23 protein-coding genes are annotated in these 16023 nt (G+C 60.2%); 8 read left to right on the forward strand and 15 right to left on the reverse strand.

Translation table 11 applies throughout. The features are described from left to right. Positions 1-8: 8 nt before the first annotated feature. The 8 genes from JQ574_RS34810 to JQ574_RS02610 all read right to left on the reverse strand — a co-directional run bounded on the left by JQ574_RS34810 (position 9) and on the right by JQ574_RS02610 (position 6671). Positions 9-290 carry a hypothetical protein gene (locus JQ574_RS34810; protein WP_249119029.1) on the reverse strand — a complete coding sequence of 94 codons (282 nt, stop codon included), beginning with the start codon at positions 288-290 and terminating at the stop codon, positions 9-11. 253 nt (positions 291-543) lie between these two features. After that, positions 544-1095: a flavin reductase family protein gene (locus JQ574_RS02580; RefSeq protein ID WP_212210068.1), complete on the reverse strand. Its 552-nt coding sequence runs from the start codon at positions 1093-1095 to the stop codon at positions 544-546. A gap of 10 nt (positions 1096-1105) precedes the next feature. Continuing rightward, entirely contained in the window at positions 1106-2332 is a 1227-nt protein-coding gene (locus tag JQ574_RS02585) for an acyl-CoA dehydrogenase family protein (protein WP_212210067.1), read from the reverse strand. 212 nt (positions 2333-2544) lie between these two features. Further along, positions 2545-3465: a PBSX family phage terminase large subunit gene (locus JQ574_RS02590; protein WP_249119030.1), complete on the reverse strand. Its 921-nt coding sequence runs from the start codon at positions 3463-3465 to the stop codon at positions 2545-2547. 4 nt (positions 3466-3469) lie between these two features. Next, positions 3470-3715 (reverse strand): hypothetical protein, encoded by a 246-nt coding sequence (locus JQ574_RS02595; protein WP_249119031.1) that lies wholly within the window; start codon positions 3713-3715, stop codon positions 3470-3472. Positions 3716-3723: 8 nt separating this feature from the next. Further along, entirely contained in the window at positions 3724-3888 is a 165-nt protein-coding gene (locus JQ574_RS02600) for a hypothetical protein (protein ID WP_212210064.1), read from the reverse strand. 516 nt (positions 3889-4404) lie between these two features. Continuing rightward, positions 4405-5532, reverse strand: a complete 1128-nt coding sequence (locus JQ574_RS02605) for a hypothetical protein (protein ID WP_212383245.1) — start codon at positions 5530-5532, stop codon at positions 4405-4407. A 269-nt stretch (positions 5533-5801) separates the two neighbouring features. Beyond that, positions 5802-6671: a hypothetical protein gene (locus tag JQ574_RS02610; RefSeq protein WP_212210062.1), complete on the reverse strand. Its 870-nt coding sequence runs from the start codon at positions 6669-6671 to the stop codon at positions 5802-5804. Between the two features lie 312 nt (positions 6672-6983). Here JQ574_RS02610 and JQ574_RS02615 point away from each other — a divergent pair, with 312 nt between their 5' ends. From JQ574_RS02615 to JQ574_RS02625, 3 genes are all read left to right on the forward strand, one after another. Further along, on the forward strand, positions 6984-7373 hold the full coding sequence (locus JQ574_RS02615) for a hypothetical protein (RefSeq protein ID WP_212210061.1): 390 nt from the start codon (positions 6984-6986) through the stop codon (positions 7371-7373). Positions 7374-7581: 208 nt separating this feature from the next. Next, positions 7582-7767, forward strand: coding sequence for a hypothetical protein (locus JQ574_RS02620; protein ID WP_192738654.1), 186 nt, complete (start codon positions 7582-7584; stop codon positions 7765-7767). Positions 7768-8073: 306 nt separating this feature from the next. Continuing rightward, positions 8074-8271, forward strand: a complete 198-nt coding sequence (locus JQ574_RS02625; protein WP_212274803.1) for a hypothetical protein — start codon at positions 8074-8076, stop codon at positions 8269-8271. On the opposite strand, the gene JQ574_RS02630 is transcribed toward JQ574_RS02625, so the two are convergent. Further along, positions 8268-8564, reverse strand: coding sequence for a hypothetical protein (locus tag JQ574_RS02630; RefSeq protein ID WP_212210060.1), 297 nt, complete (start codon positions 8562-8564; stop codon positions 8268-8270). The genes JQ574_RS02625 and JQ574_RS02630 overlap by 4 nt on opposite strands. A 197-nt stretch (positions 8565-8761) precedes the next feature. On the opposite strand from JQ574_RS02630, the gene JQ574_RS02635 reads away from it, so the two are divergent. Then, the gene (locus tag JQ574_RS02635) at positions 8762-8983 is read left to right on the forward strand and encodes a hypothetical protein (RefSeq protein ID WP_249119032.1); all 222 of its coding nucleotides are present in this window, start codon (positions 8762-8764) and stop codon (positions 8981-8983) included. A gap of 10 nt (positions 8984-8993) precedes the next feature. Here the strand turns inward: JQ574_RS02635 and JQ574_RS02640 are convergent, their stop codons facing one another. The 6 genes from JQ574_RS02640 to JQ574_RS02660 form a co-directional block, all read right to left on the reverse strand. Next, on the reverse strand, positions 8994-9347 hold the full coding sequence (locus JQ574_RS02640; RefSeq protein ID WP_192738658.1) for a phasin: 354 nt from the start codon (positions 9345-9347) through the stop codon (positions 8994-8996). A 443-nt stretch (positions 9348-9790) separates the two neighbouring features. Continuing rightward, on the reverse strand, positions 9791-9988 hold the full coding sequence (locus JQ574_RS02645) for a hypothetical protein (protein WP_212210058.1): 198 nt from the start codon (positions 9986-9988) through the stop codon (positions 9791-9793). A gap of 231 nt (positions 9989-10219) precedes the next feature. Next, positions 10220-11353 (reverse strand): alpha-hydroxy acid oxidase, encoded by a 1134-nt coding sequence (locus tag JQ574_RS02650; protein WP_212210057.1) that lies wholly within the window; start codon positions 11351-11353, stop codon positions 10220-10222. A gap of 96 nt (positions 11354-11449) precedes the next feature. Then, positions 11450-11578 carry a hypothetical protein gene (locus JQ574_RS35435; RefSeq protein ID WP_283813666.1) on the reverse strand — a complete coding sequence of 43 codons (129 nt, stop codon included), beginning with the start codon at positions 11576-11578 and terminating at the stop codon, positions 11450-11452. 33 nt (positions 11579-11611) lie between these two features. Next, entirely contained in the window at positions 11612-11773 is a 162-nt protein-coding gene (locus tag JQ574_RS02655; protein WP_212210056.1) for a hypothetical protein, read from the reverse strand. 53 nt (positions 11774-11826) lie between these two features. Further along, the gene (locus JQ574_RS02660; RefSeq protein WP_212210055.1) at positions 11827-12846 is read right to left on the reverse strand and encodes a GlxA family transcriptional regulator; all 1020 of its coding nucleotides are present in this window, start codon (positions 12844-12846) and stop codon (positions 11827-11829) included. A 62-nt stretch (positions 12847-12908) separates the two neighbouring features. Here JQ574_RS02660 and JQ574_RS02665 point away from each other — a divergent pair, with 62 nt between their 5' ends. The 4 genes from JQ574_RS02665 (at position 12909) to JQ574_RS02680 (ending at position 16003) form a co-directional block, all read left to right on the forward strand. Continuing rightward, the gene (locus JQ574_RS02665) at positions 12909-13619 is read left to right on the forward strand and encodes a hypothetical protein (RefSeq protein ID WP_212210054.1); all 711 of its coding nucleotides are present in this window, start codon (positions 12909-12911) and stop codon (positions 13617-13619) included. Next, entirely contained in the window at positions 13616-14911 is a 1296-nt protein-coding gene (locus tag JQ574_RS02670; RefSeq protein ID WP_249119033.1) for an MFS transporter, read from the forward strand. Before JQ574_RS02665 ends, JQ574_RS02670 begins: the two co-directional genes overlap by 4 nt. A 118-nt stretch (positions 14912-15029) precedes the next feature. Beyond that, positions 15030-15692, forward strand: coding sequence for a YqcI/YcgG family protein (locus JQ574_RS02675; protein WP_249119034.1), 663 nt, complete (start codon positions 15030-15032; stop codon positions 15690-15692). Then, positions 15689-16003 (forward strand): cupin domain-containing protein, encoded by a 315-nt coding sequence (locus tag JQ574_RS02680; protein WP_212210052.1) that lies wholly within the window; start codon positions 15689-15691, stop codon positions 16001-16003. Before JQ574_RS02675 ends, JQ574_RS02680 begins: the two co-directional genes overlap by 4 nt. Positions 16004-16023 lie beyond the last annotated feature (20 nt).

The raw sequence follows: 16023 nt of genomic DNA on the forward strand, positions 1-16023 counted from the left end.
CGGCTGGCTTATCCTGCCACCCTGATTGGTGCGCGGCGGACGTCCGGCGAGGATTCATTAACCCGCTCGAAGCCGGCCAGAAAGACATCCAGCGCATCGCTGATGATGCGATCCTTGTCTTCGAGCACCGACGATTCGTAGATGTATTTGCGGACGCCGTAATAGAAGATTCCACCGTGGAAGACCCAAGCCAGTTCAAGTTCGGTCGCACTCGGCTTGTTTTGCACGATAAGCCCGGCCTCATGACGGCACTCCCGGATGATCCGGGTCAGGATCTTGTCCTTGACCATGCCGACATACCAGCGATTGATGTCGAGGCCTTTCAAGCCCGAGTAGAGATAGATGCGAAGCCATTTCCGGGTGAAGATCGCGTCGGTATAGGCGCGATAGAATTCCAGCAGCCGGTCGCGAATCGGCCGTGAGCGGTCGGTCCTTCTTCCGAGAAAAATTCGGTCGCCTTCGCAAGAATTTCCCGGCGACGATCGTCGGGCGAGAGGCGCCTTTGCTTGGTGCCAGCACGTTTGGGCTTATCTTTCCTGATCATCAGGATTTGCCGTCATCGCCGGCAAGGAAGCGGCCGAATCCGCCGCGTGCAAACAACAGGGGCTCCTGCCCATTATAAGTATAGGCTTCGACGGCTCCCAGGAAGATGATGTGGTCACCGCCGTAATATCGATTGGCGGCACGGCACTGAAAACTTGCGACGCTGTCAGCAAGCACCGGCGCGTTGCCGAGTCCTGGCGTCCAGCTCACGCCGGCGAACTTGTCGGCGGAGGATTTTGCGAATTGCGAGGCCAATGTCTGCTGAGAAGCACCGAGAACATTGACTGCGAAATGGCTGGCGTTCTGGAAGATGGTCAAGCCCTGCGAGAACATGCCGAGGCTCCACAGGACCAGCGGCGGATTCAGCGAAACTGAGGCAAAGGAGTTACAGGTCACGCCATATGGCTTTCCGTCAGCCGCCATCGCTGTAACAATAGTGACGCCGGTAGCGAACGTACCGAGCGCATTTCGAAAATCCCGGGGATCGATCGCCGAGTTGTCGCTGGCGAACTCGTTAGCGGGATCGGCTGGATGTTTGGGTGCGTCGGACATCCACCTCGCCTCAGAGCGTCAGGTTTTCGGACGGCAGGCCAAGCGCTACACGTCCATAATTGGTTCCCGCCGCATCGAAATTGAACGCGAGGTGCGAATTCACCGCGTGGGCATCGCGAAACTGCCGCTGCAACGCACCTGACGTAAACAGACTGCGCGCGCCGCTTGCAGCAAACAGCAGCGACACGGCGTCAGTGCAAAGGTTGACCGAAAATGCGCCGTCACGCCTCAATCGTGTCTTGTCTGCTATGTCCGGAACGTGACCACGTCGAGCATCCGCCATCGCATCGATGCAGTTCGTGCGCATGACCAGCCGCGCCGCGTCGATCTTGGCGGAGGCTTCCGCGATCTTGATCTGGGTCGTCTGCATATCGCTAAGCTTGGCACGATTATAGGTCGAGGCGCGATGACGTGCGAATTCGACATAATCATTCAAACAGGCCTGTGCATTACCCAGACCGACGCCTGATAATACATAAGGGAACAACGAGAAAACCGGCAGCGCATAAAGGGCGTTTGGATTGATCGCACTCCCCGGGGTTGGCCCGCCGGTAAGATCGCTGACGGCGACCGTCATCTGCTCCGCGACGAAGGCGTCCGTGACGCTAACATCGTTCGATCCGGTCCCGCACAGACCGGTCGCGTTCCAGGTATCGTTGATCTTGTAGTCGCTCTTGTTGAGCAGGAATATCCGGTATTCGATGCCGTCGGCGTCATCGTCGGATGAAACCACGCTGGCGAGCATGTTCCAATCGCAGGATTCGACGCCTGAGGAAAACGGCCAGTGGCCGTTCAGCACATAACCGCCAGCGACCTTTCTGGCGCGGCCGGCTGGAAAGATGAATGACGAGGCGATCAATGCATCGGCGTCCTTGTTCCAGACGGCGTCCTGCGCATGGCGGTCAAACATGCCCAGCATCCAGTGATGGCTTGCAAGGTTGGCAAAATTCCACGCTACGGACGCATCCGCCTGCCCCAGCGCATCGGCGCAATCGACCAGTGCAACATAGTCGAGTTCGGAGCCGCCGACGCGTTTGGGCTGCACGATCCGGAACAGGCCGGCATCGTGTAAATCTCGCTCGGTCTCCGGTGGCAGGCGCCGCAGTTCTTCGGTCCTGGCAGCACGCTCCCGCAGCTTCGGGATCAACGCTCTGGCGCGCGCGACGATAGCGGCATAGCTGCCCGTACCCGGTCCCGCGAGCGAACTTGCATCTGGCCTGCGGCCGTCCCCTGGCATTGGCGTTTCCTTGCCCAACCCGTCGTTGCGAACTGGAAGCGGTTGAGCCTGGCCAGTCTACCGCCTCACCGCCAATGATCAAGGCGCGCGGAATACGGCTCTTCCGCCAAATGGGGCTGCTGCAACCTATGCATCGTGCTAACAACGAAAAGAGCCCGGCGGCCGTCAGGCCGCCGGGGCGAGGAGTACTTCGAAAGAATGCTGGACGCTGGCTATCCAATGAGCTTGCGCCAATAAAGCGTATTTGGCCAAGCCCATGGGACTGGCGGCTGAAACAGCCGGTAACCCTTGCTGCGCAACCAATTGACGTGAAACGCCAGCACCTGCCCCACGGATTCGTAATAATCCAGGATCCGAATTTCGGCTCCCACCCATTGCACGATCCAGATCGTGAAAGCATCGGCCGTCGCGCCTGAGCCGCCGATGTCGATGAAGGCGCGCAGCGGCAACAGCGGATCGGCCGAGACCTTGCCGATCCGTCCGTCGCTGCGCGCCTGCGACAGCATCCCGGCGAAGTATGCGCCCTCGAACGCGCCGATGTAGTCGCCCTCCCAGATGTGGTCATAGCGATCCGGATAGAGCGACAAATCGAGTTGCCGCTCCTCCTCCAGCACGGAGGGAAACCAGGGATTGTCACGCCAGCTCGCCTTGATCACGCACGCACCCGGCGGCTTGCGCGTCCGCAGGAAATCGTCGATCGCATCAGACTTCCGGCGCGGGTTCCAGCTCGCCCACAATTCCGAGCGTTCGGCGCGGATCGTCGGTCGCAGCAGCGACAGGCTGCGCGCGCTCAGATTCTGAGCCTCGTCGATCCAGGCAACGCGAAACCCCTCAAGCGATTTGATGGAATCCGCAGTGTGATCCTGCATCCCCCGAAAGATGATGATGCCGTCTCCGGGCGTTTCGATCTTGTCGCTGTAGAGCTTGAAACCGCTGCCGACGCCGAGCGCGGCGATCTTGCTCTCGATCAACCGCTTGCTCGACTGCGCCAACGTCCGTTGCGCCTCACGAATGCAAACCGCGAGCGTGCCGCGCTCGGCCTGGCAGGTCTCGACCAGAAGCTCGCCAAAAAAATGCGATTTTCCGGAACCCCTGCCGCCAAAGGCTGCGCGGTACCTGCTGGGCCGAAGCAACGGCTCAAATACTTTCGCCGTGGGGATCGTCAGGGTTGACGATGAGCCGCTCGATCCGTTCGGGAGGCTTTTTCGAACCGTCATTACCGCTCTCCGATGGTTGCATGGCTTTGCCCCAGCCGCGATCGAGGACGGCGTTGGCCGCCGAGACGCGCGCCGCAGGCGTCGCATCCTTGCTTTGCATGATTTTGACCAGGACGTTGATGGCCGTCTTGGTGTGGCTCCGTGCCAGTGAGCGGATGTCTGCCAAGGGTCTTCTCACCGCGTCTCGTCATGATCCGCCGTGACGTATTCGCACGGCGTAAGATCGGTCGGGTCCGCCGCAGGCTCGTGCACCGCGGAGCGGAACGCGATTGTCGGGAAATCGGTCTGTTCATGATCATGCCTGGGGCGAGGGATGAACTGGATGATTACGGCACTCATGACGGATCCTCCCATACCGCGATTGCAATCAGGCCGATCAGCGCGAGCGATATCAGATATGCGGTCATCGGCTTCTCTTAAGGAAATAAAATGCGCGGCATGATCGCTGGCGTGCAATCATTTCGGGCGCGAACCGTATCCCTGATACAGGGGCCGCTTGCGGTCGTGACCTTGGCCACGCCGCACGCCGGCACGTTCGCGCGTGCCGGCTAATGATGATCTCAAAGGTTCGAACGGCGGCGCGCCCGCGACGCCTCAGGCGACGGGCGTTGGGAGTTGGGGCGTCGTGACAAGCGGCCGCCGTCCGATTGGAAAATTTTCAAACAAAAAGCCCGCGGCGGATTTCTCCGCCCGGGCTGTGCACGATTTTCGCGATGATGATGATGTGCCGGTGATTTGCCCGACGTGTCAAATGTTTTTCAAGCCGTCAATCAATTGCAGAAAATCAGGGAGCGTCGATGCGATAGGCCTCGCCTGACAACAACGCGCGAGCCGACGGAATTCTGGTCTTCGAGATTATCGCTGCTGGGCGGCAAGCAAAAGCGCGAGCAGCCCGCCGGGCGGCGGCTGATCCGGATTGTCAGGATCGATGCCCGAAAGCGCTGCGATCCGACCTGCAAGGCCGCCCATCGGGCTTGGACTGACTGAGGGAGCGAGGGATGCTCCCGGCGCGCCACGCTCGAATATGGGAGCCTCCGGTTCGTTGGCGCTCAGCTCGTTCAGATGTTGAATGTGCTCCAGCAACGTGGAGGCCGTTGGATCCTGCGATTGCCCCAGCCTGGACGAAGAGCTGCCGCCACTGGCTGCGCGGGACAAGGCATCGTTTCCGCTGACGAAGGCGTTTCGGCGTTGCGGCGGCGGCGCCGCTCGCATCGGATGCGGCGGACCGAGGCCCGCCAGAGGCGCGGCCCAGTCGGTGCGGCTGCTAGACGCGTTCAGTTGATCGGGAAGAACGAACTGCGCGGCCGGAGCGCCGGTGTCGGATACGGACGCTGGCGGCGGATTGCCATCCCGCCGGTTGACATACCGTATCGGCTTGGTGCCGACGCCAGGCGCTTCGGAAAAGTAAGTCGATCCCCGGATCGGCGGTAGTGTCATCCACAACGGCATCGGCTTGTCGTTGAATATTCCGGGTGGCTTGCCGGGGTCAGCCTGCGGCAGGGGCAGGTTCGGATTGCGCGGCGTAATGCCGGCAGGCGAAGAGGTCCAATTTCCGAAGCGTTCGCGCGGCGGCTCATCAGCAATCATCCGTTCGAGGTAGCGAATAGGACGGCCCCCTAAGATATTGCCCTTGCCCTCCGAAACATCAACAGGCGCTGAGCAAGGACCAATCGGAGCTTCGAACGGCTCGTTCAACCCTGGAGTAAAGAAATCCAGAAGTTCACCCGCAGGACCCAACGGATCACGCGCCACACCTGTTGCGGGTGGGAGCTCACCAGCTCGCAAGGCCGAGGCAGCAAACGAATTGCTGTTCTGATGCTGGCCACGGTAAGCGATCCCCGCGCGGTTGACGCCATGCGCAAAGATCTGCATTCGTGCGAGATGACCGCTGAGATCATCGCCCTCAGCAATTATTTCATAAGGAGCGCTTGGATCGTCGCTCTTCTCTTTCTGTCTGTCGAACACGCTCCGGTCGCGAACCATCGCAATTCATTCTACCGAAACTTGACGGGGCGCTTCCCGTCCGAAATATCTCTCGAATGACGTTGCTCGCCTTTTCCAGTCCACCCAGTTCTCCAAATTCCGGCGTTGCTTCAACAACAACGTGCTTGATTAACTCGCCGGATAGACTCGTGCGCTCATAGTGGATCGCCGTGTGAAAGCTTCCCGGAGCTCCGGTCGGGGTATACGTGACATAGATTCGATCTGCCATGATCGCAACTTCTCCAGCTGCGCTGTTAATGAATCTCTAGTCAAGAAAACGGAGGGTGACGCGAGCTAATCCAGGGCGAAGTAGTTTCCCCCGTATTTTTGTCTAGCTCGAAGTAGATCGTCCAGTCGGAATTCTGAAAAGTGATACCGTATGCCGTCGAGTTTTCGGAAAGCGGCGTAAAGAATCTTGACGTCCTTGCGATCGCGATGACTTCGTCAGCGCGACACCCCGTTCGAGGCAGGTATCTCCTGATCGCAGCCCAAATGAACCGTTGCTGAATGGTTTGCGCAAGCAATTCATCGATTGACTCGACAAATCGCTCCAGTTTTTGTGTACACAATGTGGCGCGCGGTTGTCCCGGTCCTCGCGGCGACTTCGGTGTTGCACCTGGAAGAAATAGGCTTACGCTGGAATTGGTCTCGTAGCGCTTCAGTTCGATATCCGCACCATCGACGCTTGCACATCCGAAATTGGCGACGGACAAACCCGCTCGCCAGCTCAGTTGCAGGATGAGCGCAGAATCATGCGTGAGCAGGACGATGGATGAATGATCATCGTCGTTGAACACATCCGCCGGCCCGCCGGCGGCCCGAAGCGCGGCTTTGAATTCGGTGTCCTTGGCGGCAAACCACTGCTGCGCATCCTTCAGGGCATGAACGTAATCCCCGGTGAAACACACCTTGAGGAATTTTGGATTCTTCACCCGAAGACTCGAAACGCCGACCTCGAATTCCTCGTCGAGATCCGACAACTTCGAAACCGAGATCCTGCTGACATTGCTGTCGCGATAAGAAGAATATAGAAGAAACCCGAACACGAGAACCGTTCCATAAAGGGCCAGCAAGACGATCGTTCTGACTATAATTTGATCGACAGTTAGCGGGATAAGCGTTCGAGATTCGAATGCCATGACAGGCCCCCAACGCACCAGACAGTGATCGAGTAAAAGTCACTCGACAGAGGAGCTAGGGGTTATCCTGGTTCTTTTCGCGCGCTTTCTCATTAGCTTCCGCTAAAAATTTCAGGATATTCTGTGCAGGCTGCTTGTCCGACACGACCAGTCCAGCCTCTTGACTGTCGGAAAATCCGTCAGCTCGTGATCGCTCCTGAGGTGCAGGACGAACTGGATGACATCGGCGCTCATGAAGGGACCCACACGGCGATTCCAATCAGGCCGATCAGCGCGAGCGATACGCGGTCATCGGCTTATCGCTGAAATAAAATGTGCGGCATGATCGCTGGGGTGCAATCATTTCGGGCGCGAACCGTATCCCTGCTACAGGGGCCGCTTGCGGCCGTGGCTTCTGCACCACGCCGCACGCCGGCACGTTCGCGCGCGCCGGCTGATGATGATTTCAAAGGTTCGGACGACGGCGCGCCCGCGACGCCTCAGGCGACGGGCGTTGGGAGTTGGGAGTTGGGGCGTCGTGACAAGCGGCCGCCGTCCGATTGGAAAATTTCAACAAAAAAGCCCGCGGCGGATTTCTCCGCCCGGGCTCTGCATGATTTTCGCGATGATGATATTCAGCCGGTGATTTGCCCGACGTGTCAATTGTTTTTTGGACCGTCAACAAATTACCGAAAATGCGATGCAACAGGTTGGATAATTTGAAACTTCCCCGCGGATAGCATCGCTGCAAACGAAAAAGCCCGCCGCCGATTTACCGGCGCGAGCTTTACGATATCGGCGATGATGACGGTGTGCCGCTGATTTGCCCGACGCGTCAAGTGCAAAATTGATCCGGTGCATCGACATTCAAATGGGAGCATTGGGCGCAGGGCACCAGCCAACGCTCGATCAGATCGCAAGGAGGCCGTTGATGTATTTCGTCGCTACCGTGCTCGCGATCCTGTCGGGCCTGTTCTATGCGGCAAGCCATAACGAGATCGGCTCGCTCGGCGTCACGATGTGTCAGTACGGCAGTTCGTTTTGTGCCAACCCGCTTCTCGTCCTGGTGGGAGCGGGGCTTGCTGCCGTATGGGGCGCGTTCGTCAGCGTACGCTGACGCGCCGGTCACGAGCCCGATTTCGCGATGATGATTTTCTGCCCCTGATTTGCCCGACGTGTCAAACGCGACATCAGGATCGCCGCATCAAGAGCTGCCCGAACGACTGTTCGTCAACGGGATCGGCTATCGGTACCTCTGGAGCGAACGGGCCGCAGCCCCTGCAAGGCAGCATCGAGCCATTCGTGTTTCACGCCATTCTGCATAGGAAGCATGCAGTTCACGGGCCATTTTCCGTAATCTCCCGGATTGATTGCAGCGGCAAAGAATTGTCCCTCAGGATATTGACCCAGCACGGGGCAGATCGTGATTTACAAGGACGTGGAATACAGCGTCACGGCCACCAGCGAGCCGGATGTCTGGCAATGGCGATTTCAGATTGGCGGGCAGACCGTGGCCGGCAAGACGAGGACGCGGCTGATTCATATGGCCGAGCGTCGTGTTCACATGAGAATTGACGCTGCCCTCAGGGTTTCGCACGGCGAGGATCAACCTGCCGACTAGTTATCCCCGGACCGCACGGGGTTTGCCGGCTGCACGGGCTTCGGCCCCGGCGCATCGGGCTCCAGTTGCGGTTTGGGTTCGGTCGGCATCACCGTTGCGCCGGCCGCCCGGGCGGCGTCGCCTGTGGTGCTGTAATGAGCCTCCGCGGCCGTTTGCACCTTGGGCTTATTCCTTGGGCCGTAATCAGCGATCAACATGCTGAACCCGCCAACACACGCGACTGCAATCGCGACCGCCAAAGGTGCGCCGCCGTGGCGTGTCGTATGGCTTTCCTTCGAATGATTGTTCGCCATTTCAGAATTCCGGATTGATTGCTGTGTCAGAATCAAACCCCGGGGCGGACGATTGTTCCGCCTCAGACCGCTCTGTTGCGGAACCGTGGCGGAACAAATCGTTTACTCGCGCATTTCCAGCATGCTGAACAGATTTCAAAGTTTAAAGTGAGTGTCGACAAGTGAGCATCGAGACACCTCCACCGTTGCAGCCCAACATGGCCGAACGCGCGATTGACACCGCGACCGATGTATCGCGCACGATCACGGATGTGTCTGCGGCGCTTCAGGCCGCGGTCGATCGTCTAGCCGAGGCGATCGCAACGGCACGGCAACCCGGCAAGCCGCTATCCACCGTCAGCGCAATTACCCGGGAAGCGCCCCTCGCGAGTCTGTTCGTTGCGTTCCTGTTCGGAGTCGCGATAGCGCGCCGGCGGTAGCGGATGCCGTTCAGAACTTGCCTTTGGTCGCGTCCTTGGCGGCCGACATGACACCACCGCTGATCTGCCTCATATGCTCGCCAGCATTGGTGAACTGGCTTCGCAGGAATTCGGACTGAATCCGCATCGCTTCCTGGAGGTCGGTCGCATGAACCAGCTTTCGGGCGTGCTCGAATGCTGCCTTCATGTTCTGTTCGGTGAACGATAGCGCCTGCTTCGAAATCTCCGTCCCTGGCCCCGGCATCGACGTCATCGACTTGCCGGCGGCATCGAAGAACATGCCGAACGCCTTTTCTGCCTGATCGATGGTTTTTTCGGCCAGATCGCGCAGCTCGGCCGGAACTTCGAGTTTCGGTTCAATCATGATCGCCTCTCCAATGTCGTCTCCGGGAGGTTAGCATAGTTCAGGGCGGCGTCTGCGCCGTATTGGCCGGCGCCGCCCTTTCGGGGGCGCTATCCATGCGCCTCCGCAAAGGAGTTATTTCCTACCCCGACCCGTAGCGATACGGGCTAGCGTACCCGATTCCAATCATGTCAACAGTGTGGCATAGTGATTCGGGGGCTCGAGTTCGACGGTTTGTGGCGTTGCGTCGCTCTCGGGGACATGGGGAACAAATGCTGCAAACATTCCGGCCGACGCCAACCTGCACGCGCTTTCAAACCAGCATAGAGATGCCCTGCATCAAATGCGGCGCGCAAATGAGGCTGGCCACGATCGAGCCACGCGATCAAAGTTACGATGTGCTGACCTATCGATGCACCCCATGCGACTCGGGCGAGAGCTTTCTGAAGGCCCGCTAGATCGGGTCACAGCACGGCAGCCCCTGCCTCCGTCAGCACCGGCCCCTCTTCTCGTATCTCAATCAGACCGAGTTCGGTCAGAACGTGCAGATCTTCGTCGCTGACAGGCGACATTTTCAGCCGGCCGGCCTGAATGTCCCGCAGCGTCCAACGAAGGCCAATAGCCTTTTCGAGGCTGAGTTCAGAGAAAGGATTGTCCACCATTCCCTTTCGACTATTGGTAGATTTCGATCAGATTTTGGCTGCATCGCGGCAGCTTCTTGCGCACCGGCTCAGCTCATGCCGACAATCAGCGCCGGCCTCTCTGAGAATGGAGGTTCACTGTGCGCCGCGCAGGCCTTGAGCAGAGCCGTCGCGAAAAAAGACCCCGCTCGCGCGTCTACGCGGCAAATTCGTCAGGACGCCATCCGCCCAAATCGGCCCGCAACTCCGTGCTCAGTACCGGTAGGGTTCAACATCCAGCAGCGGAAATGCGCTGAACACGCTCGGCAGGTTGGTCGGCATCGCCGCATGCAGATAGGATTTGTCGAGCTCTGCAAGGCTGGTGACGCCGAGCAATCCGAGACACCGGATCACTTCATCCTCCAGCAATTCCAGCATCCGAACGATGCCGGACTCTCCCGCGGCGGCGAGCGCCCAGCATTGCAGGCGGCCGATGCCGACGAGATCGGCACCCAAGGCGATCGCCTTCACGATGTCGGTGCCGCGGCAGAACGAGCCGTCGACCATGATCTTGGCGCGGCCGGCAACGGCGTCGACGATCTCGGGCAGCACATGCATCGAGCCGCGGCCATGGTCGAGCTGGCGTCCGCCATGGTTCGACACATAGATCCAGTCCACCCCATGATCGAGCGCGATGGCGGCATCTTCCGCGGTCGCTATACCCTTCAGCACGAGCGGAATTTTATACTTGTCCTTGATCAGCTTGACGGTCCGCCATTCCAGCCCCTTCTGGAAGTCGCCGCCCGTAGCGCGAATCCGGCTTTCGCGGACATAGCGCTTGGCGATATCGCGTTCGCGCCGGCTGTAATGGGCGGTGTCGACCGTCAGGCAAAACGCGGCATAGCCGTTTTCGATCGTGCGGCTGACGGTATCTTCGACAAAGGCATCGTCGCCGCGAACGTAAAGCTGAAAGATGCGCAGCGCATCGGGCGCTGCTTTTGCCGTAGCCTCAAGCCCGGGCTCGGAGACCGAACTGAGCATATGGGCAGCGCCGAACGTCCCGGCTCCCCGCGCCACCGCAGCACCTGAATCGGGATCGAAAATCTCCAGCGCACCGACGGGCGCGATCATCACCGGCAGGCGTAACTTGCGGCCAAATACCTCGGTCGACGCGTCGACCTGGGCGACATTGCGCAGGACCCGCGGCCGGAATGCGATCTCGTCGAGGGCCATGCGGTTGCGGCGCATGGTCGTCTCGGTCTCTGAGGCCCCGACGATATAGTCCCAGGCGTTCTGGTTCAGCCGGGCCCGGGCTTTGCGCACGAATTCGTGGAGATTCTGGAATTCTTCGCCGCTGGCACCGAGTTCGACGTTCCTCGCCGGCCGGATGGGTGTCCCATCATTCATGCTGTTTCTCTCCCGTTTTGGCGGCACATTAGCCGCAGACAAATGGGAAAAGCTACCGCTTTGAACGGCTTAATCCGGTGCTGGAACGGGAGGCTGCTATTCGCTGGCGAGGTACATCGGCTTGGAATGGAAAATTCCCGCGCCCGAGACCTGGGAGGCAATCAGGAATGCCGCCATCACGGCCGGCATGCTGATGAATCGCAAGAATTGATCAATTGAAAGCATGCTGGTCGTCCCCAAGGTGCTTGTGAGGCGCGTTCAATCCGCCCATCGCGTCGTCTGCTGATCGCCCGTGAAAAGCTGGTCGGTATAGGCCGCGCCGGAAACCGTGAGCAGCGCAAGAATCGAAATGATGGCCAGCGTTTTCATGTCGTCACGGTCGATTTGGATTGTGGCCAAAAACGTCAGAGCTTGGCGCATTTTGGGGACTAACACAGGGGAACTTCGTGGCCGCTGGGCCCCGGCGGCGCCGCTCAACCGCCCGAAAACCGGCTCCTGTATTCAGTGGGCGATACGCCGAGGTGGCGCAGGAACGCGCGGCGCATGCGTTCGTCATCGCCGAAGCCGGCGCGTTTGGCGACCTCGATCACGCCACCGACCTGCCTGCTTTCCAGCAACAGACGTGCGGTTTCCACCCGCAGCGCTTCGACACCGCTCGCCGGCGTCATTCCGGTGCGGCTGGCATAGGTGCGAGCAAAAGTCCGAGGCGTCATGCCGGCCTTCGCGGCGAGTGTTTCGACCCTGAGATCGCTTGCGATATTCTCGATGATCCAGGCGTGCAACGCGCTGAACCGCCCTTCGACGTCGGAAGCCTGCGCCGCGAGCACGGTAGAGAATTGGCTCTGGCCGCCGGGCCGCTTGAGAAACACCACCAGCCTTCGCGCAACGTCGAGCGCGGTGGTGTGGCCGAAATCCTCCTCGATCATGGCGAGCGCCAGATCGATGCCGGCGCTGACGCCAGCCGATGACCAGACCCGCCCGTCCTTGACGAAGATCGCGTTCGGCTCGACGCGGATGTTGGGGAAGCTGTCCTGCAGCCTCGGGCAATAGCGCCAATGGGTTGCGGCGCGCTTTCCGTCCAGCGCGCCGGTCCAGGCCAGCGCGAACGCCCCGAGACACACCGATGCCACCCGGCGTGCCTTGGGCAGCGCCTGCGAAATCCACTGCATCAGCCGGGCGTCGTCGCGAATATCCCAAATACCGGGGCCGCCCGGGATCACCAGCGTATCGACCTGATGCGGCCGGACGCTGTCGATCGCGGCGGTATCCACCATCATCCCGACGTCTGTCGGCACCAACCCGCCCGAGGCTGACAGATAGGACAAGGAATAGCCCGGACCAGGCAACTCGATCGCCGCCAACTCCGCGAACACCTGGGCCGGACCGGAGATATCCAGCAGGGTCACGCCCGGAAAGGCGACGATCGCGATACGCCGCGTGGATGGCGTTTCACGCGGTGCGGGGCGTCGGGGTTTGGCAGATTTCGAGGGCATATTGTCCTTTAAGCCATTCGAGGCTCGCCTGTATAGCTCAGGGGCGTAACTGGAGTTCGGCGATGACGCGAAATCTGGGCAGCCGGTATCAGGCGATCAAATCGCCCTGGACAGACTACGCGGTCTACAGCTTCCCGGATGCATCAAGCGTTGCAGCCTCCGACCGCCAACCGCTGATGGACGCGATGAACGGCATCATCGCCGTCAACTGGAAAGCCAGCGAGCCGCATTGGACGGCGGACGCCTCCCCGTTCGACAGCAAGTTCAGCCTCATTCTGGTTTTTAGCAGCTCAGGACTGGCCGCGTTTTCAGTCTATCGCGTGCTGAGTATCTCCAGTGGACTCGCAATCTATCGCAGTGGAACCGAAGTGCTCCCCGCCCATCAGGGCCTCGGGCTCTACGGCTTTTTCACCTCGGAAGTTCTGAGGCGCTCAGGCGCCGCCGAGAAGGGTGACAGCGTGCTCTATGGATGGCGGACGCGAAATCCCATCGTATGGGCCGCCAATGCCAAGATCTGCGAGAAGGTTGCCCCCTCGCTGCTTGGGGACGCGCAGGACCCCGCATTGCAAGCGGCCTGCATTGAGATGTGCTCCTCGCTGTACCCCGGCAAGCTGCTGGAACTGCCCGGCATGATCATGCGGGGCGCCTACGGCCACATTAAGCACCACCGGCAGGACTATCATGGCGTGGCTTCGCTGGTCGACGCCGCGATGTCCCGTGTGATTCCCGATACGGCCGATGCCCTGTTCTCGGTCGGATACGCGAGGGTATGATGTCGATGCCCGGACAACAGGCCATCATCGCACCGGTCTCGCGGTTTACCGATCGCGCCTATCTGGCCTGGGCAGCGGTGGCCATCGCCTACGCCATCGCGTTCCTGCAGCGCGTGTCGCCGCAAACGGTCAGCCTGAACCTCATGCACGACTTCAGCACCGACGCCGCCGGCGTCGCGATGCTCGCCTCCAGCTACTTCTGGGGCTACACCTTGATGCAGATTCCGGCGGGTCTTCTGGTCGACCGTTACGGCGTCAAGCGCGTGGTGCTGTTCAGTATGGTGGCATCCTCGCTCGGGAGCGCTGCGTTTGCGCTGGCGCCGAATATGCTCGACGTTTTTGCGGCGCGCCTCGTCATCGCTTGCGGCGACGCGCTGGTATTCACGGCGCTGTTGAAGCTCGTGGCGCAGAGCTTCAGCGACGAGCGGTTCGGCGTGATGTCAGGCATCTCGCAAGTGTCCGGCTACGTCGGCGGGGTCCTCGCGACGACGCCGCTCGCGGCCGCGGTAACCGGCTTCGGCTGGCGCGCGTGTTTCCTGTTCATTGCCGCCGTCGGATTGGCCAACCTTGCCTTCGCCAAGGTCGTGCTGAAGCCTGATCCGGTGTCGCGCAGCAACAAGACGTTGAAGAGCGTCGTTGCGGCCGCCGGACAATCTCTGACCCAGCTCGCCAACTGGGGCTGCGCCATGACTTTTGCCTCCCACTTCGCCGTCGTGACGACTCTGTCGGGCGTCTGGGGCATTCCGATGGTGGCGCATTTCTTCAATATCTCGCCGACGGCGGCCGCCACTCCCCTGCTCGCCTTCATGATCGGTAACGCGGTCGGCTCGATCTTTCTCGGTCACATGGCTGACCGCGCAGCATCCGCGCTCGACACCGCGCTGATCCGCATCTGCGTGCTGCGGATGGTGCTGATTGCAATGCTGCTGCCGCCGATCGCACAGGCGTTCGGCCTGATCTACGTTACCATCGTGTTTACGGCGCTCGGACTTGTCGCCGGCGGGACGGTGCCCCTGGTGCTGAAATGCACCAAGAAATTATACACATCCGACCTTATCGGCGTCGGCGCGTCCGTGAACACGACGGCCGCGGGAATTTTCGCCGGCGCGGCACAGCCCGTCATCGGGTTCGCCATGATTGCCGCCAGTCCGCTTGCCGCCAGCGGCGGCATGCAAGGCGCTGCCGCGATCGGCGACGCCGGTTACGGCATGCTTATCGGAATTCTGCTGCTCATGTCGCTGCCGGGTATCGCCGGACCGTTATTGATGAGGACCAAATTGATAGTTCGCTAGACGTATTGAACGTAAAGGGGCCGTTATGGAGTGTTTGTTTTTGAGAAAAGAGGAAGTCGCTTCGAAGTATGCGGTGAGCAGTTGGCAAAGCGTCATGTTCTCCGAATTCGAAGCCCAGATGAGCAGCGAAGCGAGACCTTTTCCCTGCATTTTCGGCGTGACCGGCCATCGGCAGGACCAGTTGCGCTATCTGTTCCTCGATCCCTACGACGTCGAGATCCTAGGGGTCCAACTCGCACAATACGTCTCCGAGTCCAGATCCTACGGTCCCAACACTTCCTTGATCGTATTCACCCGGCCCCGCCCGGTGCAGACGCTTGACGCCTATTACCGCAAGATGTGGCTGACGCTCGACCAGTTGGCGCGGCTCGACAAGAGTCCATGGCCGGCGGAGATCCCCGAACAGATCGATCATCCAATGTGGGAGTTCTCATTCGCCGGAGAGCCAATTTTCGTGGTGTGCACGACGCCGGCACACGTGATGCGGCAAAGTCGCCGGTCGAGCGCCTTCATGCTCACCTTCCAGCCACGATGGGTGTTCGAGAAGATCCTCGGTAGCGAAAAGGCCACCAACGCCGCGTTTGCCGAAGTACGCAAGCGGCTCATTCCCTACGACAATGCAAGCCCCTCACCGCATCTCGGCCGTTACGGTGCGGCCGACGGGCGCGAGTACCAGCAATACTTCCTGCATGACGATAACGAATCCGGAGGAGGCTGTCCCTTCGCCAAGCTCGCGCAGAGCAAACCGTCTCAAATCGAAGACAAGGAGCAAGCGGCATGACCCAAATCATTGCAAGTCAGAAAACCGAGTTCGCTATCGATCCCGTCATCCTGAACCTGCTCCCCGAGCAAGGCAGCATCGAATTGCAGCATGACGCCGCGGGCAAGGTGCATCGCTTTCACACCCATCCGGTAGATGAAATCCTCGTGATCATTAGCGGCCGGCTGAATTTCACGTGGGATGGCGGCGAGCGCATCGTCGGCGCGGGCGATACCATCCACCTGCCCGCCGGCACGCTCCACCAATCCGAAGCGCTGGAGGGCGGCGCCGTCTACGCGATCGCGACCCGTCCACCGGCGGCGAATAATTGAAGCAAGGCGCGCATGCAATG

The organism is Bradyrhizobium sp. AUGA SZCCT0158 (genome assembly GCF_018130065.1).
Lineage (GTDB): Bacteria > Pseudomonadota > Alphaproteobacteria > Rhizobiales > Xanthobacteraceae > Bradyrhizobium.